Source organism: Microbacterium proteolyticum (assembly GCF_029639405.1).
In the GTDB taxonomy this organism is placed as follows: Bacteria; Actinomycetota; Actinomycetes; order Actinomycetales; family Microbacteriaceae; genus Microbacterium.
Genome location: NZ_CP121274.1, coordinates 1,072,897 through 1,094,802, shown reverse-complemented (window position 1 = coordinate 1,094,802; position 21,906 = coordinate 1,072,897). Strand labels below are relative to the sequence as shown.

Genomic DNA, 21,906 nt, shown 5'->3' with positions numbered 1-21,906 from the left:
AAGGAGTTGCACCATGACATCCACACAGACCACGGACTTCGACGCGATCGTCGTCGGCGCCGGTTTCGGCGGCATCTACCAGCTACACACCCTGCGCGACAAGCTCGGCCTGCGCGTCCGCGGGTTCGAGAAGGGCGCCGGCATCGGAGGAACCTGGTACTGGAACCGGTACCCCGGCGCCATGTCCGACACGGAGAGCCCTTTCTACCGATACTCGTTCGATGACGAACTGCTGCAGGAGTGGGACTGGGCCCGCAAGTACATTGACCAGCCCGACATCCTCCGCTACCTTGAGACCGTCGTCGACCGGTACGACCTCCGCAAGGACTTCCGGCTGAACACCGAAGTCACGTCGATCGTCTTCGACGAAGCCACCAACACCTGGACGGTCGGCACCTCCGCCGGAGAATCCTTCACGGCCCGATACGTGGTGGCGGCGCTGGGACTGCTCGCAGCAACCAACATCCCCGACATCCCCGGGATCGACTCGTTCGAAGGCCGCCTCGTGCACACCGCGGAGTGGCCGGAGGACCTGTCGATCGAGGGCAAGCGGGTGGGGGTCATCGGCACTGGCTCGACCGGAACACAGTTCATCGTCGCCGCGGCCAAGCAGGTGTCGCACCTGACCGTGTTCCAGCGCTCGGCGCAGTACAGCGTCCCCTCCGGCAACGGACCGGTCGGCCCGGGGGAGGTGGACGGATACAAGTCCCGGTTCCCGGAGATCTGGGAGCAGGTCCGAAACTCCGGCGTCGCCTTCGGGTTCGAGGAGTCCACCGTCGCGGCCACCGATGTCGACGAGGCCGAGCGGGAGCGCGTGTTCCAGGCGGCATGGGACCGAGGCAACGGATTCTATTTCATGTTCGGCACGTTCAACGACATCGCTATCAACCCGGAGTCGAACGAGGCAGCCGCTGCGTTCATCCGCCGCAAGATCGCTGAGACGGTCAAGGACCCGGAGACGGCGCGATTGCTCACCCCGACCCAGCCGTATGCGAAGCGGCCCCTGTGCAACCAGGGCTACTACGACGTGTACAACCAGGACAACGTGAAGCTGGTGTCGATCAAGGAGAACCCAATCGTTGAGATCACCCCACGAGGGGTGAAGACCGCGGACGGTGTTGAGCACGAGCTGGATGTGCTCGTGCTGGCTACCGGGTTCGACGCGGTCGACGGCAACTACCGCCGCATCGACATCCGCGGGCGCGGAGGGGTGAGCGTCGACGAGCACTGGGCCGACGCCCCGACCAGCTTCCTCGGCATCATGACGGCCGGATTCCCGAACATGTTCATGATCCTCGGCCCCAACGGGCCGTTCACCAACCTGGTGCCCAGCATCGAGGCGCAGGTCGAGTTCATCACGACTCTGGTGACCGAGGCGGAGCGGAGAGGCGGGCTCATCGAGGTGTCGCAGCAGGTCGAGGACGAATGGACCGAGACCTGCACGACGATCGCAAACTACACGCTGTTCCCCAAGACCGACTCGTGGATCTTCGGGGCGAACATCCCCGGCAAGAAGCACGCCGTGATGTTCTACCTCGGCGGCCTAGGCGCCTACCGCGGCCTCCTCTCGGAGATCCAGGCGAAGGACTTCGAAGGATTCAGCATCGGACAGCCCATCCCGGCCTGATCGACGGTAACCGTAGGCCGGGAGTGTGCTTCCCGGCCTACGGTCGTCCTATGAGCGACAACATGTCAGAAGACGTCACCTTCCGATCACGCCGCTGGGTCCGTCCCGAGGACCTGAACGCGTACGGCACCCTGTTCGGCGGCAGCCTGCTGCGCTGGATCGATGAAGAGGCCGCGATTTACGCCATCATCCAGCTCGGAAACCCTCGGGCGGTCACCAAGTACATATCCGAGATCGACTTCGTCAGCTCCGCACGACAAGGTGACCTGATCGAGATGGGACTGCGCGCCACCGCGTTCGGGCGCACCTCCCTCACGATGCGCGCCGAGGTGCGCAACATGATCACCCGTGACCGCATTCTGACGATCGAGAAGATCGTCTTCGTCGGCCTCGACGACCACGGCCAGCCCATTCCTCACGGCTACACCGACATCACCTACGAACGCGACCGGCTTCCCCACCACCATGGACTCATGCGCACAGAGGATGGATCCACAGCGGACTAGGTATTGGCGGGTCCTAATAGGGAGGCGGATACTGGGTGGGACCACTTGCAGTGACGCGAGGTCCCAGCTATGTCCACCGATACCTATTCCGCCGCGAGCGCGCGGCAGGCTCGTGAACGCCTTCTCGAAGCTGGCGTCGGCGCGCACGGTCTCACTCCCCGAACACTGAACGTCCCCCCGGTGATCGAGCGCAGTTGGCGTCGCTCGTTCACCACCGGTGGCGGCTACGATCCGACGGCGACTCCTGCCTACCACCCGTTCTCCGAACCGGCGGGACGCTTTCAGGACACCGCTGAGATCGTCCTGGCGCGATGGGCGGAATCACTCGCGGACATGCGTGTCGCGCTGCTGGTCAGCGACCGATCCGGACGGATCCTCGCCCGAAAGGTGGGCGACCCGAGCCACGCGAGACGGCTCGACAAGGTGTCCGCGGCCGAAGGATTCGAATTCTCGGAGTCCGCGCTGGGCACGAACGGACTCGGAACGGCGATCGAGGAAAGATCCGCAGTGTTCGTGCGCGGCGCCGAGCACGTCAACGACCGGCTGCAGACCCTCGCCTGCGCTGGCGCCCCCATCCACGACCCTCTTTCGCGGCGGGTCATCGGCTCGCTCGCCCTCGCCTCTCCCGTCGGGGCGTCCCACCCCGCGATGCTCGCGATCGCGAAGCAGGCCGCTCGTGACCTCCAGGACGCGCTGCTTAACACCGCACCGCTGGAGCTGCAGGCGCTGCTGGCCCGGTTCGCGGACGGTACCGCCCGCCACCGTGTGCTGGCCATCGGCCGTGGCGGCGTGCTCGCCTCGACGGGCGCGTTGCCGATGCTCTCGGCCGAGCGGCACGTGACCCTGTGGGACGAGCTCCAGGCCCACCACTGGCAGGGGGATGTCGCATCCGTCTTGCTCGCGGATCGGCCGAGCACTGCCCGCCGCATCGTGAATCGGGCAGGGGAGAGCATCTACCTCGTGGAACTTGCCGAGTCCGAGCCGGCCGCAGCGCCGGAACCCACCCGGCTTTCCCGCCTTGCCGCGCACCTCGACGTGCTCGGCCGCAGCAGCGGGTGCATCGCGATCCACGGTCCGCGCGACAGTGGGAAGACGCTTCTCGCCCAGCTCTGGCTGCGCGAACGCGATCGCCACGACCCGGTCGTCATCGGCGCCCCGGCATTTCGGGAACCGGGGGCCGTGGCCACGGCGGTGCAGGCGCTGAGCACAGGTACATCGGTGGTCGTCTGCAGCGTCGAGTCTTTGACCGACGTTGACTTCCCGGTCCTGCAGCAATTGGCTGGCGCGGCAGATCCCGTCCGGTCCGCCCGGGTGGTGTTCTGTGTCGCAGACGACCTGACTGGCGTCGTCGTCGATTTCCTGGGCCGCCAAGGGCCGCGGCTCGATCTCCCTGCGCTGCGCGATGACCCAGACCGTGTCATCGGCCTGGCTGTGAGACTCGCTCAGGAGTACTCGGTGACACTGAGTCCTGCTGTGCTGCAGGCGCTTTCCCGGTGGGATTGGCGTGGTGGCGCCTCGGAGCTGCGGGTTCTGATTGCCGCGATGGTGGTGCAGCGTCCCGGCGGCACCGTCCTGGACGTCGACCTTCTGCCCGCCGAGATGCGCACACGTGCCCGCCAGCTGCGCGGCATCGCCGCATCCGAGTACCGGGCGATCGATGCGGCGCTGCGGGAGGCGGACGGAAACCGTTCGCGTGCAGCGGAGATCCTCGGTATCGGGCGCACGACGCTGTACCGGAAACTGCGCGCGTACGGTTTCGACGGGCAGAACACCCTGATCTCCTGAAAACAGCGCCCCCGCCTGCCGACCAGGGAGGCCTGGATTCGCAGTTGCGTACTCGGCGCGGCGGAGGCGTTACACGGGGATATCAGGCGGGGGTTCGGATGAGCTTCTTGTTCGCGAACTCGTCCATGCCGTACCGGGCGAGTTCGCGTCCGACGCCGGAGCGCTTCACGCCGCCGAAGGGGAGGTCCGGTGCGCTGCGGCTGGTGCTGTTGATCCACACCATCCCGACCTCCAGTTCGCGGGCGATCTGCGCGGCTGCCAGAGGATCCTGCGTGAAGACGCTGCTGGACAGCCCGAAGGGCGACTCGTTGGCCAGGGCGACCGCGGCCTGCGGGGAGGGCACCCGGTACACGACCGCGGTCGGTCCGAACAGCTCCTCCTCGTAGGCTCGCATCAGCGGGGTGACCCCGGTGAGCACGCTGGGCGGGTAGAAGGCGCCCTCTCGGCGTGCACCGGGGGCGATGTGCAGGGTGGCGCCCTTGGCGACCGCGTCCTCGACGAGCTCCTCGAGCTCATCTCCGGCATCCGCGGACGCCAACGGGCCGAGGAACGTGTCGGGGTCCGTGGGGTCGTCGGGGATGATCTTCGTGATCGCGTCGATGAACTTCCGAGAGAACTCGTCGTAGACGGCATCCACGACAATGAACCGCTTGGATGCCGTGCACGCCTGGCCGCCGTTGGCGATGCGGCCGCGTACGCCGGCTGCCACGGCCGCGTCGACGTCAGCATCCTCTAGGACGATGAACGGGTCCGAGCCGCCCAGCTCGAGGACGACCTTTTTCATGTGCCTGCCGGCCACCTCGCCGACAGCCGAGCCCGCCTTCTCGGAGCCGGTCAGCGACACCCCTTGCACGCGCGGGTCGGCGATGATGCCGGCAATCTGGCGGCTGTCTACGAACGCGTTGATGTACGCGTCGGCTGGAAGCGCGGCGTCGTGGAGCACGCGTTCGATGGCGAGGGCGGACTGCGGGCAGTTGCGGGCGTGTTTGAGGATGATCGTGTTGCCCAGTGCGAGGTTGGGGGCGACAAACCGGGCCACCTGGTAGTAGGGGAAGTTCCACGGCATGATCCCCAACAGCGGCCCGATCGGCTCGGTGCGGACGAGCGCTTCCCCTCCGCCGACGATGTCGAGGGTCTCGTCGGCGAGGAACGCTTCGGCGTGGTCGGCGTAGTACTGGTAGATCGAGGCGACCAGCTCGACTTCCCCGCGGGCCTGCGTGACGGGTTTGCCGACCTCGAGTGTCAGCAGCGCGCTCAGTTCATCAATGCGGTCCCGGTGCAGCTGCGCCGCGCGTGCCAGGATCCCCGTCCGTTCGGCGAGCGGCAGCTCCCGGTACTTGCGGTAGGCCGTGTGCGAGCGGGCGACGATGTCGGCCACGTCCGCATCGCCGATCACGGCGTACTCGGCGACCGTCTGACCGGTGGCTGGGTTGATGGTCCGGTATGCACCCATCGTGGTCTCCTCGCTTCATTGCTGTCGTGCGTCTCACGGGCCACGCCCGCCCAGATCGGCGGTCGTCTGGCGCGGTACTGCCCTCTCAGCCTGTCGCGCCGTGGCCGAGTTCGTCCAATACTGATCCCGGTCCAGATTGATGACGATGGCGCATCAGATGTACGTGGATCGGGTATTGGACGCGCATTGATCGGTGATGGGAGGCTGGGACGGTGACCACTCTGATACTCCGCGAGGGCGCGGACCGGCTTCACGTCGAACTGAACCGTCCTGACGTGCGAAACGCGATCAACGACGACATGGTCGACGAACTTCACGCGGTATGCACGAGCCTGGAGCGAGAGCCCCGCATCCTGATTCTCACCGGAACCTCTACGCCCGAACGGGGTGTGTTCGCGGCTGGCGCAGACATCCGGCAGCTGCTCGAGCGCGGCCGCGACGAAGCGCTGGCCGGCATCAACTCCGGGCTGTTCATCCGTATCGCGCGGCTGCCGATGCCGGTGATCGCTGCGGTCGACGGGTTCGCGATCGGGGGCGGTGCGGAACTCGCGTACGCGGCCGACATCCGGATCGCGTCCACCCGCGCCGTGTTCGGCAACCCCGAGACGGCGATCGGAATCCTGGCCGCGGCCGGGGCGACCTGGCGGCTCGCCGAGCTGGTGGGGGAGCCGCTGGCCAAGGAGATCCTGTTCACGGGGCGCCGGCTGGACGCCGAGGAGGCGCTGCGGTGTGGGTTGGTGGCCTCGGTGCATGAACCCGACCAGTTAGCGGCGGCGGCGGATACCGTCGCCGATCGGATCGCTGGCCAGGATCCGCTCGCCCTCCGCGTCTCGAAGCGCGTGCTCGCTGCGCCGCGGGACGCCCACCCCCTTGTCGACGAACTCGCGCAGGCGATCCTGTTCGAGTCGGACGCCAAGACGCAGCTGATGACCCGATTCCTCAACCGTTCTCAGGAGACCCGATGATCACTGTTCCCTCCACCGTCGGCGTGATCGGGGGCGGCCGCATGGGCGCCGGTATCGCGCAGGTATTCGCTCAGGCGGGCGCGCAGGTCACCGTGATCGAACGCGACCCGGCAGCGGCGGGCGCGGCCGCCGCGCGGTTGGCCGATGGGATCCGCAAGGCCGCGGAGCGGGATGCCTCGGTCGACGTCGACGCAATCGCCGGCCGCGTCGCGGCCAGCGCCGACTACGAGGCGCTGCGGAATGCCGAGCTCGTGATCGAAGCGGTCCCAGAGACATTCGCACTCAAGGTCGAGGCGATGCAGAGAGCAGAGGGGATCGTGGAGGAGTCGGCGTGGCTGGCCACGAATACCTCATCGTTGTCGGTGACAAGGCTCGCGGCGCAGCTCGCGAGGCCGGAGCGCGTGTGCGGACTGCACTTCTTCAATCCGGTGCCGCCCTCGTCACTCGTCGAGATCGTGCTGACGCCGTCGACCGACCCGGACCTGCGGCAACGGGCGGAGCAGTGGGTGACATCGCTGGGGAAGACCCCGATCGTCGTCAACGACGCGCCCGGCTTCGCGAGCTCCCGCCTGGGCGCGGCAATCGCGCTGGAAGCGATGCGGATGCTCGAAGAGGGGGTGGCCAGCGCTGAGGACATCGACACGGCGATGGTGCTGGGATACCGTCACGCGACAGGTCCGTTGCGCACCTCCGATCTTGTCGGGCTGGACGTGCGTCTCGGGATCGCCGAATACCTCTATGAGACGCTCGGCGAGCGGTTCGCCCCGCCGCAGATCCTCCGCGACAAGGTCGCGGCCGGGGAGCTGGGACGCAAGACGGGACGCGGCTTCTTCGACTACGCGTGAGTCGTGGCCGGCTGGACGCCCGGCGCGGTCACGCGCTGAGCACGATCCGGCCGGGCACGCCGCCCGCGGCGAGCCGGTCCAGCGCATCCTGCACCGCCGTCGCAGACAACTCCCCGTCGATGATCGGGAGATGCGGGAGCGCGCCGCGCCGCGCGAGCCCGACGAGCTCCTCGAGCTCGCCGAGGGACCCGACGAAGCTTCCGCGGATGGTGATGATCTTCAGAGTGAGCAACGCGGTGGGGATGACCAGCTCTCCGCCGAACAGCCCGACCTGAACCATCGTTCCGCCCTTGCGGAGCGCGGCGAACGCAGCGGGAGCTGTTGTGGAGTTGTTGACGAAGTCCACGATCGCCGCGACCGGCCCACCGGCGCCGGCGACGATGGCGGCGGCAAGGTCTTCCTGGCGGGCGGAGATCGTCGTGGTCGCTCCGAGCTGCCGCGCCAGTTCCAGATTGCGCTCCTGCAGGTCCACCGCGAGGACTGCTTCGTGGCCGAGCGCGCGCAGCGTGGCGATCGCCATCAACCCGACACCGCCGGCGCCTATCACCACGACCGGATCGGACGCGGTGGCCGGAAGGGCCTTGCGCGCGGCACTGTAGGCGGTCAGGCCGGAGCAGGCGAGAGTTGCGGCCCACCGCTCTTCGATCCCGGTGACGTCGAGGAGGTAACGGGGGTGCGGGACGAGGATAAACTCGGCATACCCGCCGTGGCGGGCGACGCCGAGGTTACGGGGCGAGGGGCACAGGTTCTCGTGACCTGCCTGGCATGCGTCGCAGGAGCCGTCGCCGATCCATGGGTAGACAAGGCGATGCTCACCCGGCGAGACCCCGTCGGCGTCGGGGCCGGCCGCTTCGACGACGCCGACGACCTCATGGCCGAGGACAAGCGGGTAGGTGACGCCCCGGTCGATCAGATTCAGACGCCCCCGGCTGCCGAGATCGTAGTACCCCTCACGCAGGTGCATGTCGGTGTGGCACACCCCGGAGCGAACAACGCGGAGGAGCACTTCGGTGCCCTCGGGCGTTGGTGTCGGCAGTTCCACATCGGTCACGGTGTGGTCGTCTTGGAAGATCGCGAACGCGTGCATGGTTGTCCTCGCCGTTGATATACGCACAGTGGACTCCACGCTTCCACTTCGTTCTGATTCTCTCCAATACCAAATGGCAGGCGGATTGATACCTGGCGACCCTTAGTCCTGCGGCGTCGGGAGGACGGATTCGGACAACCGGAGCACGGCGTGCAAGGCACGGTCGTCGCTGTCGCGCAGCCACGCCATCCGCAGCTCGACAGGTGCGACGTCGTCGGTCAGGCGCAGGAAGCGCAAGTGCGGGTCGGCGATGCTGTCGATCACCGAGGACAGGGTCAATGAGCAGCCGATCTCGGCGGAGACGAGGGACATCAGCGTCCACGAGTCCGGTGCGTGCTGGACGACATCGGCGTTGAACCCGGCGGCTCTACTCATCTGTCGCAGCCGCTCCAGCAGCAACGTGCCGGTCTGCGGTTGGAGCGACACGAACGGCTCACCCTCGAACTGCGCGATCGACACGGCACCGGCGTCGGCTAGACGGTGGGTCTCCGGGACGGCGATGACGAGTTCCTCGACAGCGATCACGCGGGTGCGCACGGCGGCGGGAATGTGGTCCCACCTGCCGAGGGCGATGTCGATGTCGCCGCGGGTGAGCAGCTGCATCGCCGGTTGGGCGAAGTGCTGGCTGAGCAGCTCGAGGTGGATGCCCGGGTGGTTCTGGTTGACCGCTCGGGCGAGCAATCCGACCATCACGTTGGAGGACGCACCCGCGTACGCCAGACGGACGTGACCGATCTCGCCCGTTCCGGCTGCGCGGGCGACCCTGCTCACCCTGTCCAGCGCGTCCAGGACCTCCTGGGCGGGGGCGACGAGGGCCTCGCCCACCGAGGTCAGCGTTACCTTGCGGGTGCTCCGCTCGAACAGCCGCGCACCCAACTCCCGCTCCAGCTGCTGGATGCCGCGGCTGATCGGCGGCTGCGCCATATGCAGGCGCTCGGCTGCCCGCCCGAAGTGCAGTTCCTCGGCGACGGCGAGGAAGGCGCGCAGCTGCTGCAGATCCATCCAGGGATTATTGCATAATCCGTACCGATGGAAGGTGGATTGGCATACAAGTCTGGATGAGTCGGCCGGGGTCGCGCAGACCCCGGCCGACCGAGATCACTGCGCGGTATAGCCGCCATCCACGACATACTCGGCGCCGGTGACGAAGGAAGCCTCGTCCGAGGCGAGGAAGAGCACGACGTTCGAGACCTCCTCGGGCTGGCCGGGCCGGTCGAGGATCGTCGTGGACAGCACGGCCTTCGTCGACTCCGGCGTCGCCAGCAGCCCCGTGGTCATGGGGGTGGCGATGACACCGGGATGCACAGAGTTCACCCGGATGCCGTACTTGGCCAGGTCCACCGCGCTGGCCTTGGTCAGCAGCCGGACGGCGCCCTTTGACGCCTCATACGCGGCGGCGCTCGGTGCGCCGACGATGCCGTAGATGGACGAGATGTTCACGATCGATCCGCCGCCTGAGCGGACCAGAGCAGGCGCCGCGGCCTTGGTGCCGAGGAAGACGCCCTTGGCATTGATGCGGAAGATGAGGTCCCACTCCTCCTCTGTGGTCTCCTCGACGGGCTTGAGGATGAGCACCCCCGCGTTGTTGACCAGGATGTCGAGCCGACCGAAACGCTGCTCGGCTTCTACCACGATCTCGTCCCACCTCGCCGCGATCGCGACGTCCTGCTCCAGCCCCACGGCCGTCCCGCCGTCACTGTTCGCTTCGGCGACGGTCTGCTCGAGCCCGGCGGAGTCGACGTCGGTGGCGAGGACGCTCGCCCCTTCCTGGGCGAGGCGGCGCACATGCGCGCGCCCCATCCCGTTCGCCGCGCCGGTGACGATCGCGACCTTGCCTGCAAGCCTGCTACCCATGGGTTCTCCTTAGCCTCATTGCTGATCACGCCCAGGCGCAGGCCGCTGTCGGCACCGTCGCCTCGACGCTCCCCAGGGTGATGTCCAAACGGGAGTCTCGAGTGTGCCGTTCTGGAACAGCCCCTCGTTTCATGAGATCACAGCATCAATACGTGTCCGATCAGGTATTGGACGGACATAAACGGCTGCTGGGAGTCTGGATGGACATGACGACGACTGAGGTGTTCCCGATGATGAAGAGCTCGCTCCCGGATGACCGGACGGTGCAGGACGTTCCCGGCGGCCCTTTCGACGGCCTCCTAGTCGCCGATTTCGGCCGGGTACTTGCCGGCCCTTACTGCACGATGCTGCTCGCGGACCTCGGCGCGACGGTCATCAAGGTGGAGAGCCCGCTGGGGGATGAGACACGCAGCTACCGGCCACCGGAGTACCGAGGCGAGTCGACCTACTTCCTCTCCATCAACAGGAACAAGCAGTCTGTGGTGCTGGACTTCCGCAACCCCGATGACCTTGTCCTCGCACAGCGTCTCGCGGCCAGAGCCGATGTGGTCACAGAGAACTTCAAACCCAGCGGGCTCCGGCGATTCGGCCTGGACTACGAGTCCGTCAAGCGGGAGAACCCCAATGTGATCTACGCGTCGATCACCGGCTTCGGCACCGCGGGAGGCGCAGGGCTCGCCGGCTACGACCTGCTCGCACAGGCACTGTCCGGACTGATGAGCGTGACCGGCGCGCCGGACGCGGAAGGATTCCGCGCGGGCGTTGCGGTGTTCGATGTGATCACCGGATTGCACACCTGCATCGCGATCACCTCCGCCCTTTACCACCGACAGCGTTCGGGAGAGGGACAGCACGTCGAACTGAACCTGCTGTCCTCCGCACTGTCGGGCATGGTCAACCAGACCGGCGGGTTCCTGCTCAGCGGGCAGTCTCCTACCCGGATGGCCAACGACCACCCCAGTATCTACCCCTACGCACCGTTCCCCACCCGTGACGGGGAACTGGTCCTCGCGATCGGCAACGATGTGCAGTTCGCCACGTTCTGCGACACCATCGGGCTGCCGCAGCTGGCCGCAGACACCCGCTTCGCGTCCAATGCGGACCGCAGCGCGCACCGAGACGCCCTGCGCCCGTTGCTGACAGCACGGCTGGCGTCCAAGACCGCATGGGAATGGTTCGACATCCTCAGCCCGTTGCAGGTCCCATGCGCGCCGGTCCTGGATGTTCGCGGAGGCGTCGAGTTCGCCGCCAAGATCGGGCTGGACCCGAGCGTTCCGGCCGGCACCGACGACCAGGCGGTGCCCACCATTCGCAACCCGATCACGTTCTCCCGCACCCCCGCGACCTACCGCACCGCGCCTCCTGCACTCGACCAGGATGGCGAGGCGGTCCGACGGTGGCTGCAAGACGCGGAAGGCGATGAAGACCACGTCGGCGGCCGGGTCACCGTCCCGGCGATTCGGGAAGAGGGACACTAAGATGACGATCACGACGACAGCACACCCGGTCGACACAGACTTCTACCAGATCGGCGATCTTCTCGGCGACGACGACCGCAACCTCATCACACGTGTGCGCGGATTCGTGGACTCCGAGGTCCTCCCTGTCATCAACGAACACTGGGAGTTGGCGGACTTCCCCTACCAGATCCTCCCCGCCCTGGGCGAGCTTGGGATCGTGGGCACCGCGATCCAGGGCTACGGCTGCCCGGGACTGACCCGACTGCAGACCGGCCTCGTCGCGATGGAACTGTCACGCGGCGACGGCAGTGTGAACACGCTCAATGCCGTGCACTCGGGACTCGCGATGGGCAGCATCGCACTGCTCGGCGACGACGAGCAGAAGCAGCGCTGGCTGCCCGAAATGGCAGCCCTCCGCAAGCTCGGCGCGTTCGCGCTGACCGAGCCCGAGCACGGATCAGACTCCGTTGCGCTGGAAACCACAGCCCGCCGCGAAGGAGACGTCTATGTGATCGACGGTGCCAAGCGGTGGATCGGCCTCGGCCATGTCGCCGACATCGTCATCATCTGGGCACGCGACACCGCAGACTCGAAGGTGAAGGCATTCGTCCTTGAGAAGAATGCCGATGGAGGATACCCCGACGGATATGAGGCCGAGGCGATCACCGGGAAGATCGCCAAACGCGCGATCCAGCAGGCGCACATCGAGATCTCCGGACTGCGGATCCCTGCCGGGAACAAGCTCGCGAAGTCGAGCTCCTTTCGGGACGTCTCCGCGATCCTCAATCGCACCCGCAGCACCGTCGCGTGGGAGGCGCTCGGGCACGCACTCGCCGCGTACGAGGCGGCAGCGGCCTACGTCCAGGAGCGCGTCCAGTTCGGCAAGCCCATCGCGAGCTACCAGCTGGTGCAGAACAAGCTGGCCAACATGCTCGCCGATCTCACCGCGATGCAGCTGCTCTGCTTCCGCACAGCCACCCTGCAGGATGAAGGCCGACTGACGAACGAACAGGCCTCGCTCGCGAAGATGTTCACCGGCGAGCACGCGCGTGCACTCTGCCGGGATGCCCGTGACCTCCTCGGCGGCAACGGACTCCTTCTGGAGAACCACGTCGCCCGCCACCTCACCGACATGGAAGTCGTCCACACGTATGAGGGAACCGACTTCATCCAGTCGCTCATCATCGGGCGCCAGATCACCGGAATATCGGCGTTCGCCTGACCCTCGGCCGACCACGGAAGGGAGCCCGCCATGACCGCGAGCTTTGTCTACGATGCTGTCCGCACCCCCTTCGGGCGGGCGGGTGGCGCGCTCAGCGGCATCCGGCCCGACGATCTCGCCGCAGTCGTCATGAAGGCGACCGTCGCGCGCATGGGCCTCGACCCCGCGCGCATCGATGACGTGATCTTCGGCGATGCGAACCAAGCAGGAGAGGACAACCGCGACGTCGCCCGTTTCGGGGCGCTGCTGGCAGGCTTCCCCACCAGTGTCACCGGCGTGACCGTCAACCGACTCTGCTCGTCGTCGCTGGAAGCGGTGATCCAGGCCGCCCGCGCTGTCGAGACCGGCGACGCCGGTCTCGTGCTCGCCGGCGGAGTGGAGTCGATGAGCCGGGCGCCGTTCATCGTGGAGAAGTCGCCGAGGCCGTGGCCGGCGGTCGGTAACCAGACACTGTGGAACACCTCCATCGGGTGGCGGATGACCAACCCGAAGCTGCCGAAGCAGTGGACCATCTCCAATGGAGAATCGGCGGAGAAGATCGCCCGAGAGTGGGGAATCTCCCGAGATGCCCAGGACGAGTTCGCCGTGCGCTCTCACCGGCTGGCAGCTAAAGCGTGGGCTGACGGGGTCTACGATGGCGAGATCGTGCACGTGCCAGGGGCCGACCTGGCACGCGACGAGGGCATCCGGGACGACACTTCCGTGGACAAGCTCGCCGGGCTTACTCCGCTGTTCGCGCGCGACGGCGAAGGCACCGTCACCGCCGGCAACTCCTCGCCGATCAACGACGGCGCTTCCGCCGTTCTGATCGCCGCGGAGGGTGCGCTGCCCGGCGAGCCACTCGCGCGGATTGCGGGACGCGGGGCGCATGGCGTCGATCCGCATCTGTTCCCGATCGCGCCGATCGAGGCGGCGAACAAGGCGCTCGCACGCGCCGGCCGGTCCTGGGCCGATGTCGACGTGGTCGAGCTCAACGAGGCGTTCGCTTCACAGTCGCTCGCATGCGTCGCCGGGTGGCCTGAACTTGATCCTGAGCGGGTCAACATCCACGGCGGAGCGCTGGCCATCGGCCATCCGCTGGGCGCTTCGGGGGGCCGCATTCTCGGGCATGCCGCGCATGAGCTTGCGCGACGCGGAGGCGGCGTCGCCGTCGTGGCGATCTGCATCGGCGTGGGTCAAGGCCTCGCCGTCGTGCTGGAACGGTGACAGTGAGACCGCGAGCATCCGTTCGTGGTGGGGTCATTGGCAGTCCCAGAGTCAACCGAAGCTTCAGCATTCCCCTCCGACGTTCTTCCTCGACGGTGAGATGCTCGAGCTCGGCCAGCTGCAGTGACCTCCAGCGCTCTCGCCGCCGTGACAGGCCGCTGACCAGACAGGGTCGGCGCGTCAGAGAGCGGTGTAGGAATCCGCCATTTCCCGTGGAATCCTGAGTCCGGGACCACCGCCAACTAGCGTGGAATCCCTGGGGTTATCCGCCATCTCGAGCGGGAACCTACAGGTTCGACCGAATCGAGTGAATCGTGAAGCTCCTCCTGACCTCCGGCGGGATCACGAACGACAGCATTCGCGCCGCCCTCGTGGAACTCCTCGGCAAGCCCGTCGAAGAGTCGCGCGCGCTGGTCGTTCCGACCGCGCAGTGGGGACACCCGATGTGCACGCCGGAGAGCGTGTGGCGCACGGTCGCGGGCCGGTGGGGCGGCGACGCACACTTCGCCGACCTGGGCTGGAAGTCGGTCGGCGTCCTCGAGCTCACGGCGTTGCCCACCATCGGCGAGGAGCGCTGGATGCCATGGGTGCGCGAGGCCGACGTGCTGCTGGTGGATGGCGGCGAGGCGGTCTACCTGGCGCACTGGATGCGCGAGTCCGGGCTCGCGGAGCTTCTCTCGTCGCTGCGCGACACGGTCTGGGTCGGGGTGAGCGGCGGCAGCATGGTGTTGACGCCGCGCATCGGGCCGGAGTTCGTCGAGTGGCGACCGGACGGCACCGACGAGACCCTCGGCCTCGTCGATTTCTCGATCTTTCCGCACCTGGACTATCCGGGCTGGTCGTTCAACACGAGCGAGAACGCGCGGCGGTGGTCGGCGAAGATCGCCGGACCGGCGTACGCGATCGACGACCAGACGGCCCTCGTGGTCGACGGCACCGACGTGCGCGTGGTCTCCGAGGGGCGCTGGGAGTTCTTCGACGGAGATCCCGGCGGCAGCAGCCGGGCGTAGCATCGCGCTGGCCGCGGCCGAGCCGGGCGCTGGCGTGCGGAAGGTGGAGTTCCCCGGCGTCCTCTCCAGCGACGATGCGCGCTCGCAGGCTGCAGCGGGCTGCACATGCCTGGCAAAACGGAACACCAGTGAGTCAACCAGTTGACACGGTTCGTGTTAACTGGTTGACTCATGCCATGTCGGACCGGATCACTGTCACCCTGCATGAGCTCGTCTCCGCGATGGACTCCTACGCGGACGACTACCTCCGTCGCCACCACGGAGTCGGCTACAACCTCTTTTCGGTCTTGGCGGCCCTGGTCGAACTCGCGCCTCTCGATATCAGCCAACTCGCACGTGCCCTGCGGATCAGCAAGGCAGCTGTCAGCAAGCGGGTTCCGGCTCTCGTGGCCGGGGGCTGGGTGCTCACCCAGCCGGACGTGGGCCGACGGATCCTGCTGTCGCCGTCGGAGTCCGCGATTTCGCTCGTGCGCGACGCGGGAGCGCGGCTCGAGGCGGAGTTCGCATCCGTCTTCGTTTCGTCGGCCGACGCTGAGGGCGACCTGTCCGTTCCGCTGCTGAATGCTCGCCTGATCGCCCTGACCCGCCTCCTCGAACAGAAGGAACGACCGTGACAACCGTTCGCCGCATCCTCGTCGTCATCGGCACCCCCATCGCCGGCAGCCTCGTCCATGCCCTCGCCGACTCCTACGTCGAAGGCGCCAACGGCGCCGGCGCCGAGGTTCGGGTGATCGATCTGTCGACGCAGCCGATCCCTGCTCACCCGCGTACGCGGAACGAGCTGCGTGCGCCCCGCGACGAGAGTGATCTCCCCCTGGACCCTCAGGTGAAGGAGTACGTCGACGCCCTTCTCTGGGCCACTCATGTGACCTTCGTCTACCCGCAGTGGTGGGGCACGTATCCCGCGGCCTTGAAGGCGTTCATCGACGGCACCTTCCTCGCCAACGCGACGTTCCGTTATCACCCGTCCGGCAAGGGGTGGGACCGTCTGCTCACGGGGCGAACCGCCCGGCTGATCATGACGATGGACTCGCCGACATGGTGGAACCGCTTCGCGTACCGCAACGCATCCGAGACCAGCCTGAAACGCGCGATCCTCGGCTACTGCGGTATCCGCACGACGGGCATCACCCGGTTCTCGGAGGTCCGCCACCGGACGGACGATGTCCGCGGCACCTGGGTCGACACCGCACGGCGCCTGGGAACCCGCGACGCGTCCTAGCCTCGGCGCCCTCCGTGCCGGGCCGCCGACCGTCTACGTTCGACGCCACTTCGCGTCAGCGGCATCCATCTCGCCCAGACGGCGTACCCGGGCGCGGAAGCCGACGCCCACGCTGGCGCCGCGGCGCCGTCGTGGGGCACGATGCGGGGGTGCACCCCTCACCACCCGGTCGCAGCGTCTTCGACCCCGAACTGCGGGCCGCGCTGGCTGTCGTGGGAGGGGTCTTCCCGCCGACGATCACCCCCGACCTGATCCCGTTCATGCGACGGGCGTACGCGTCACCGCCTCGCGACGATCTCCTCGCCGGTCGGGATGTGACCGTGGAGGACGTCGAGGTGCCCGGGTGGGGTGCCGCGATCGGGGCCTCGATTGTTCGTCCCTCCGCGGGCGCGGCTGGTCCCGGCATCCTGCTCCTGCACTCGGGCGGCATGATGTTCGGCGACCGGTTCAGCGGTGCGGATCATGCGCTGCGGTGGGTGGAACAGCTCGGCGCCGTGCTCGTGACGGTGGACTACCGGCTGGCACCCGAGCACCCCGATCCCGTTCCGTTCGAGGACTGCTACGCCGCTCTGGAGTGGTTCGCGTCGCACGCGGGGCGGCTCGGCGTCCGGAGCGATCGCCTTCTCGTGGCCGGTGCGAGCGCGGGGGGCGGCCTCGCGGCGGGGGTCGCGCTCGCTGCGCGCGACCGCGGCGGTCCGCGATTGCGCGGGCAGTTGCTGGACTATCCGATGCTCGACGACCGCGGTCTGACGCCGTCGATGCACGCCTTCGACGGGGTCGGCGTCTGGGATCGGGTCAGCAACGAGACCGGGTGGCGTGCGCTGCTGGGCGACCGTGTCGGGGGTCCGGACGTCAGCGCCTACGCCGCACCTGCCCGGGCTGAGGATCTGCGGGATCTTCCGCCGGCGTTCATCGACGTGGGCTCGGCGGAGATCTTCCGCGATGAGGCGGTCGACTATGCGCGGCGGCTGTGGGAGGCGGGTGTGGATGCCGAGCTGCATGTCTGGCCGGGGGCGTTCCACGCGTGCGATGTCTTCGCGGCGCACACCTCGATCGCTCGCGCGATGATCCGTGCCCGGGAGGACTGGCTGCGGCGGCTGCTGGCGCAGTGACGACCCTCGGGGGAGACTGGGGTGGCGGGTGCTGGGTCCGAGCTGCGAGGAGGCAGGTCATGCAGGAACTCCTCGGTCGGTTGCGGGCGCTCGACCCGACGGCGAGTCAGGGGCTGCGTGTCATCGCCTGCTTCGACGAGCTGATGGCGGGGCACGTCGGCACCGATGGGCTGCTGAGCGCCGCCGCCGCATTGGCGGGTCGGCCGGTCGGGGTGCGACGAGGTTCCGAGGTGATGGGCGTCCGCGTCGGTCCGGACGGGCGTCGACTCCCGCCGGGGCCCGCGCCGGCGGGCGGGCTGATCGCCGACGACGTGCACGTCTGGATCGAGCGCGACGACGACCGACCCGGTCTCAATGACGCGCTCATCCTCGAGCGCCTCGTGCTCGCCCTGCGCATGCGGTACGACGAGACGGTTCCGATGGCGCCCCGCGACCTCGCTCTCGTCTTCGACGACACGATCGACCCGACGGTGAGGCGGGATGCCGCCACCCGGCGGGGTCTGCCGTCCGGAACGCTCCTGCGCGCGGTGGTGGCGCCGCTGTTCGCCGTGTGGCGAACCCACCCCGCCGGACCAGAGGATGTCGTGGCCACCGACTTCGGCCCCGTCCACGCGGCGGTGGTCCCGGCGGCGGCGGAGGTGGCGGCATCCCCGTTGGGAATCGGGATCGCCGTCGAACGGGACGATCTCGCCCTGTCGTTCCGCACGGCGCTCGTGGCGCTGCGGTTGGCGGACACCGCCGACGAGCGGGTCTCGCGCGCCGACGATCTCGGTGTCCTCGCCGAAACCCTCGCCGACCAGCCGATACGTCCCCGAATGGATGCCGACGAGGAAGCGGTGGCGCGGTTGGCCGGGCACCCGTGGGGCATCGCGACGCTCGACGCGCTGGTGCGGTCGACGTCGGTGCGTGACGCGGCCCGGATGGTCGGCATCCACCACAGCACGATGACCACGCGGATCGCCGCGATCACGGCCGAGTTCGGCTTCTCGCCCCTCGACGGGTGGGCGCGGACGCGCGCCGCGGTGGCGCTGCTCCGCTGGCGGGTGCGGACGTCGCGGGTGCTGGAGCTTCCGGCTCCGGCGTCCACTCCGGCGGCGGGCTGACCTCGGAGAATCCGGAGGGCCCCGCCGAATGGTGGGTCGAGGGCGAGGATTCGCGCCGTCGTGGCGGCTGCGTCGACGGCGCGGCGTCGAGATGCTGGATCGACGCTATCCCCGACCACGATGGAGTGGACCGATGATCGACAACCCGTATTACACCGACGCCGTGCACCAGGATTTCGAGCTCATCTCGATCGGCAGGCTCGAACTGGAAGAGGGCGGGGTCATCCCCGACGTGAAGCTGGCCGTCCGCACGTGGGGCACGCTCAACGAGGCGAAGGACAACGCGATCCTCATTCCGACGTGGTACTCGGGCACGCATCAGATCTGGGCGGATGCCTACGTCGGCGAGGGGCACGCGCTCGATCCGTCGAGCTATTTCATCGTGTCGGTGAACCAGATCGGGGGCGGCCTGTCGACGTCACCGCACAACACCGACGACGACTCGATCTCGATGTCGCGATTCCCGAAGGTGCGCATCGGCGACGACGTCGTCGCTCAGGAGCGTCTGCTGCGCGAGCACTTCGGCATCGAGACGTTGGCGCTCGTGGTCGGCGGGTCGATGGGCGCGCAGCAGACCTACGAGTGGGCCGTGCGCTTCCCCGCGAAGGTCTTGCGCGCCGCGCCCATCGCGGGCACCGCGAAGAACACGCCCCACGACTTCCTCTTCACCGAGACGCTCAACGAGCAGATCTGGTCGGACCCGGGCTGGAACGGCGGCGAGTACGCGTCGCACGAGGATGTCGCCGACGGCCTCGTGCGTCAGGCTCACCTCTGGGCGACCATGGGGCTCTCCACCGAGTTCTGGAAGCAGGAGAAGTGGGCGGCTCTGGGGTTCGAATCGAGGGAGGCGTTCCTCACCCAGTTCCTCGAGCCGTACTTCGCGGCGATGGACCCGAACGCCCTGCTCGCGACGGCGTGGAAGTGGCAGCGGGGCGACGTCTCGCGCCACACCGGCGGTGACCTGGCCGCTGCTCTCGGACGCATCACCGCGAAGACGTTCGTGATGCCGATCAGCGAAGACATGTTCTTCCCCGTCCGCGACTGCGCCGCCGAGCAGGCGCTCGTGCCCGGCAGCGAACTCCGCGTCATCGACGATGTGCACGGCCACCTCGGCCTGTTCGGAGTCGACCCGGGATTCATTCCGCAGGTCGACGCGGCCCTCACCGATCTGTTGGCGACGCCGGTGGCGGCCGACGACCGGTCGGAGCAGGCCGCGTCTGTGTGAGCGGGGCGCCCGCCCGCTGCGGTGGGCGGGCGTTCCGGACTCCCCGGGGTGGGCGTAGCGTCGAGGTCACGCCACGAAGGGATCGATCATGCACACCCGCGAATTGGGACAAGGACTGAAGGTGTCGGCCGTGGGCCTCGGCTGCATGGGTATGTCGCAGAGCTACGGCCCCAACCCCGGCACCCGTGACGACATGATCGAGGTTCTCCGTTCGGCGGTCGACCTCGGTGTCACCTTCTTCGACACGGCCGAGGTCTATGGTCCGTACGTCAACGAGGAGCTCGTGGGTGAGGCCCTCGAACCCGTGCGCGACGAGGTCGTCATCGCGACGAAGTTCGGGTGGGACATCCGAGACGGCAAGAGCGTGGGTCTCGACAGCCGGCCCGAGCAGATCCGCGCCGTCGCGGAGGCCTCGCTGCGGCGGCTGCGCACCGATGTGATCGACCTGTTCTACCAACACCGCGTAGACCCCGACGTGCCGATGGACGACGTTGCGGGCACCGTCGGTGAGCTCGTCGCCGAGGGGAAGGTGCGTCATTTCGGCTTGTCCGAGGCGTCCGCTGCGACGATCCGTCGCGCCCACGCGGTCTTCCCCGTGACGGCGCTGCAGAGCGAGTACTCGCTGTGGACTCGCGACCCCGAGTCGGAGGTTCTGCCGACGCTCGCGGAGTTGGGGATCGGTTTCGTTCCGTTCAGACCGCTCGGCAAGGGATTTCTCACCGGAACGGTGGATCAGAGCACGTCGTTCTCGGACGGCGACGTCCGTTCCACAATTCCGCGGTTCACCGAGGAGAATCGCGAGGCCAACCGCGCCCTCGTCGACCACATTGGCGCGGTGGCAGCGTCGAGGGGGGCGACGTCGGGGCAGGTCGCGCTCGCGTGGCTTCTGGCTCAGCATCCGTGGATCGTCCCCATCCCGGGCACGCGCCGCACGTCTCGCATCGAAGAGAACGCCGGGTCTACCGCGGTGGCGTTGTCGGCAGACGACCTCGCTGATCTCGACAGCCTGGCGCAACGCGTCCACGTGCAGGGCGACCGCTACAACGCGCAGCACATGGGGTACGTCGGGCGGTAGCCCGTCGGGGTTGGGCCACCTCGTCGGTCCGGGAACAGCATCGAGAACCTCCGAGACGCGCCCGGAGTCGCCGGGAACAGTGACACATGTCACTGTGCGAGGTGCCATGGCGACACTTCTCTCACTCATCCCGCGCCGCTGTGATGGAGGGAGGATCCCGCGGGCTTCCCACCCGCCCTTTTGAGAGAAGCACCATGAAGAAACCCGTGAAGGCCGCCCTCGTCACCCTCGGCATCATCGCCGCCATCCCCGTCCTGTTCCTCGCGACGACGTCGACGGTGAATGCCGTCGCCACCTCGTCGGAAGCCGGCGCGATCACGCCCTACGGGAAGCTCGTCGACATCGGGGGCAAGCACATCAACGTCGTCGACCGCGGCGAGGGGGCAGAGACGATCGTTCTCCTTCCGGGCTTGGGTACGTCCGCGCCGGCGCTCGACTTCGCGCCCCTCATCGACGCCCTCGGCGACTCCCACCGCGTCATCGCCGTGGAGCCGTTGGGGACGGGGCTGAGCGACCAGGCGGACACTCCGCGAACGGCTGACAACATCGCCCGTGAGGTCCACTCCGCCCTCCAGCGACTCGGGGTGGATCGGTATGTCCTGATGGGGCACTCCATCGCCGGCATCTACGCGCTGCACTACAGCACCCTGTACCCCGATGAACTCGTCGCCTTCGTGGGAATCGACAGCAGCGTTCCCGGGCAACCGGGGTGGGACGAACCCGTCCCCACCGACGGGCTCGTCGCCCTGCGCGACCTCGGCATCCTCAGACTCCTCGCGGCGACCTCGGGTGACGCGTACGCCGGGATGCCCTACGACGAGGAGTCGAAAGAGCAGATGCGCCTCCTCACCACGAGAAACTCAACGGCGCCGACGATGATCGACGAAATGAATCACTCGGTGGCGAACTTCTCGGCGGTCGACGGGCTCTCGTTCCCCGCGTCCCTTCCGGTCCTGCTGTTCGTCGCCAACGGCGACACCGAGACCCCCGGCTGGCTCGCGCTCCACGAGCAACAGGCATCCGTCAGCGTGCACGGATCGGTCATCCCGCTCGACGGTGAGCACTATCTCCACCACACGCGTTCGGCGGAGATCTCGACCTCCACCGCGGCATTCTTGAGCGGGTTGTCGACGCGCTGACGGCCACCGG

At 67.8% G+C, this 21,906-nt stretch carries 20 protein-coding genes; 16 read left to right on the top strand and 4 right to left on the bottom strand.

The annotated features are described in order from the left end of the window. Positions 1 to 13 precede the first annotated feature (13 nt). The 3 genes from P8R59_RS05890 to P8R59_RS05880 all read left to right on the top strand — a co-directional run bounded on the left by P8R59_RS05890 (position 14) and on the right by P8R59_RS05880 (position 3,918). Complete coding sequence (locus tag P8R59_RS05890; RefSeq protein ID WP_005054981.1) at positions 14 to 1,627, top strand: flavin-containing monooxygenase; 1,614 nt, start codon at positions 14 to 16, stop codon at positions 1,625 to 1,627. A 50-nt stretch (positions 1,628 to 1,677) separates the two neighbouring features. Next, entirely contained in the window at positions 1,678 to 2,133 is a 456-nt protein-coding gene (locus tag P8R59_RS05885; protein ID WP_230005328.1) for an acyl-CoA thioesterase, read from the top strand. A gap of 69 nt (positions 2,134 to 2,202) precedes the next feature. Then, positions 2,203 to 3,918: a helix-turn-helix domain-containing protein gene (locus tag P8R59_RS05880; RefSeq protein ID WP_101305220.1), complete on the top strand. Its 1,716-nt coding sequence runs from the start codon at positions 2,203 to 2,205 to the stop codon at positions 3,916 to 3,918. An 82-nt stretch (positions 3,919 to 4,000) separates the two neighbouring features. Here P8R59_RS05880 and P8R59_RS05875 read toward each other — a convergent pair whose 3' ends face one another. Then, entirely contained in the window at positions 4,001 to 5,371 is a 1,371-nt protein-coding gene (locus P8R59_RS05875) for an NAD-dependent succinate-semialdehyde dehydrogenase (protein ID WP_005054987.1), read from the bottom strand. A gap of 212 nt (positions 5,372 to 5,583) precedes the next feature. Here P8R59_RS05875 and P8R59_RS05870 point away from each other — a divergent pair, with 212 nt between their 5' ends. Then, the gene (locus P8R59_RS05870; RefSeq protein ID WP_005054989.1) at positions 5,584 to 6,336 is read left to right on the top strand and encodes an enoyl-CoA hydratase/isomerase family protein; all 753 of its coding nucleotides are present in this window, start codon (positions 5,584 to 5,586) and stop codon (positions 6,334 to 6,336) included. Next, complete coding sequence (locus tag P8R59_RS05865; protein ID WP_005054991.1) at positions 6,333 to 7,181, top strand: 3-hydroxyacyl-CoA dehydrogenase family protein; 849 nt, start codon at positions 6,333 to 6,335, stop codon at positions 7,179 to 7,181. Before P8R59_RS05870 ends, P8R59_RS05865 begins: the two co-directional genes overlap by 4 nt. Positions 7,182 to 7,209: 28 nt before the next feature. On the opposite strand, the gene P8R59_RS05860 is transcribed toward P8R59_RS05865, so the two are convergent. The 3 genes from P8R59_RS05860 to P8R59_RS05850 all read right to left on the bottom strand — a co-directional run bounded on the left by P8R59_RS05860 (position 7,210) and on the right by P8R59_RS05850 (position 10,122). Further along, a complete protein-coding gene (locus P8R59_RS05860; RefSeq protein WP_005054993.1) occupies positions 7,210 to 8,268 on the bottom strand; it encodes an alcohol dehydrogenase in 1,059 nt (352 codons plus the stop codon). 102 nt (positions 8,269 to 8,370) lie between these two features. After that, on the bottom strand, positions 8,371 to 9,270 hold the full coding sequence (locus P8R59_RS05855; protein WP_005054995.1) for a LysR family transcriptional regulator: 900 nt from the start codon (positions 9,268 to 9,270) through the stop codon (positions 8,371 to 8,373). A 96-nt stretch (positions 9,271 to 9,366) separates the two neighbouring features. Continuing rightward, a complete protein-coding gene (locus P8R59_RS05850; protein ID WP_005054998.1) occupies positions 9,367 to 10,122 on the bottom strand; it encodes an SDR family NAD(P)-dependent oxidoreductase in 756 nt (251 codons plus the stop codon). A 152-nt stretch (positions 10,123 to 10,274) separates the two neighbouring features. On the opposite strand from P8R59_RS05850, the gene P8R59_RS05845 reads away from it, so the two are divergent. The 11 genes from P8R59_RS05845 to P8R59_RS05795 all read left to right on the top strand — a co-directional run bounded on the left by P8R59_RS05845 (position 10,275) and on the right by P8R59_RS05795 (position 21,896). Beyond that, positions 10,275 to 11,600 carry a CaiB/BaiF CoA transferase family protein gene (locus P8R59_RS05845; protein WP_232783957.1) on the top strand — a complete coding sequence of 442 codons (1,326 nt, stop codon included), beginning with the start codon at positions 10,275 to 10,277 and terminating at the stop codon, positions 11,598 to 11,600. Between the two features lies 1 nt (position 11,601). Beyond that, the gene (locus P8R59_RS05840) at positions 11,602 to 12,804 is read left to right on the top strand and encodes an acyl-CoA dehydrogenase family protein (RefSeq protein WP_005055001.1); all 1,203 of its coding nucleotides are present in this window, start codon (positions 11,602 to 11,604) and stop codon (positions 12,802 to 12,804) included. A gap of 30 nt (positions 12,805 to 12,834) precedes the next feature. Next, entirely contained in the window at positions 12,835 to 14,010 is a 1,176-nt protein-coding gene (locus tag P8R59_RS05835) for a thiolase family protein (protein ID WP_005055005.1), read from the top strand. Between the two features lie 314 nt (positions 14,011 to 14,324). Further along, complete coding sequence (locus P8R59_RS05830; RefSeq protein ID WP_278103157.1) at positions 14,325 to 15,020, top strand: Type 1 glutamine amidotransferase-like domain-containing protein; 696 nt, start codon at positions 14,325 to 14,327, stop codon at positions 15,018 to 15,020. Between the two features lie 176 nt (positions 15,021 to 15,196). Further along, positions 15,197 to 15,634 carry a MarR family winged helix-turn-helix transcriptional regulator gene (locus P8R59_RS05825; RefSeq protein WP_278103156.1) on the top strand — a complete coding sequence of 146 codons (438 nt, stop codon included), beginning with the start codon at positions 15,197 to 15,199 and terminating at the stop codon, positions 15,632 to 15,634. Further along, positions 15,631 to 16,242, top strand: a complete 612-nt coding sequence (locus P8R59_RS05820; protein WP_278103155.1) for an NAD(P)H-dependent oxidoreductase — start codon at positions 15,631 to 15,633, stop codon at positions 16,240 to 16,242. Before P8R59_RS05825 ends, P8R59_RS05820 begins: the two co-directional genes overlap by 4 nt. 149 nt (positions 16,243 to 16,391) lie before the next feature. Continuing rightward, the gene (locus tag P8R59_RS05815) at positions 16,392 to 17,354 is read left to right on the top strand and encodes an alpha/beta hydrolase (RefSeq protein ID WP_278103154.1); all 963 of its coding nucleotides are present in this window, start codon (positions 16,392 to 16,394) and stop codon (positions 17,352 to 17,354) included. A gap of 59 nt (positions 17,355 to 17,413) precedes the next feature. Continuing rightward, positions 17,414 to 18,457 (top strand): hypothetical protein, encoded by a 1,044-nt coding sequence (locus tag P8R59_RS05810; RefSeq protein ID WP_278103153.1) that lies wholly within the window; start codon positions 17,414 to 17,416, stop codon positions 18,455 to 18,457. Between the two features lie 133 nt (positions 18,458 to 18,590). Then, a complete protein-coding gene (locus P8R59_RS05805; RefSeq protein WP_278103152.1) occupies positions 18,591 to 19,682 on the top strand; it encodes an alpha/beta fold hydrolase in 1,092 nt (363 codons plus the stop codon). 88 nt (positions 19,683 to 19,770) lie between these two features. Further along, positions 19,771 to 20,757 (top strand): aldo/keto reductase, encoded by a 987-nt coding sequence (locus tag P8R59_RS05800; protein WP_278103151.1) that lies wholly within the window; start codon positions 19,771 to 19,773, stop codon positions 20,755 to 20,757. Positions 20,758 to 20,951: 194 nt separating this feature from the next. Beyond that, on the top strand, positions 20,952 to 21,896 hold the full coding sequence (locus P8R59_RS05795; protein WP_278103150.1) for an alpha/beta hydrolase: 945 nt from the start codon (positions 20,952 to 20,954) through the stop codon (positions 21,894 to 21,896). Positions 21,897 to 21,906: the final 10 nt, after the last annotated feature.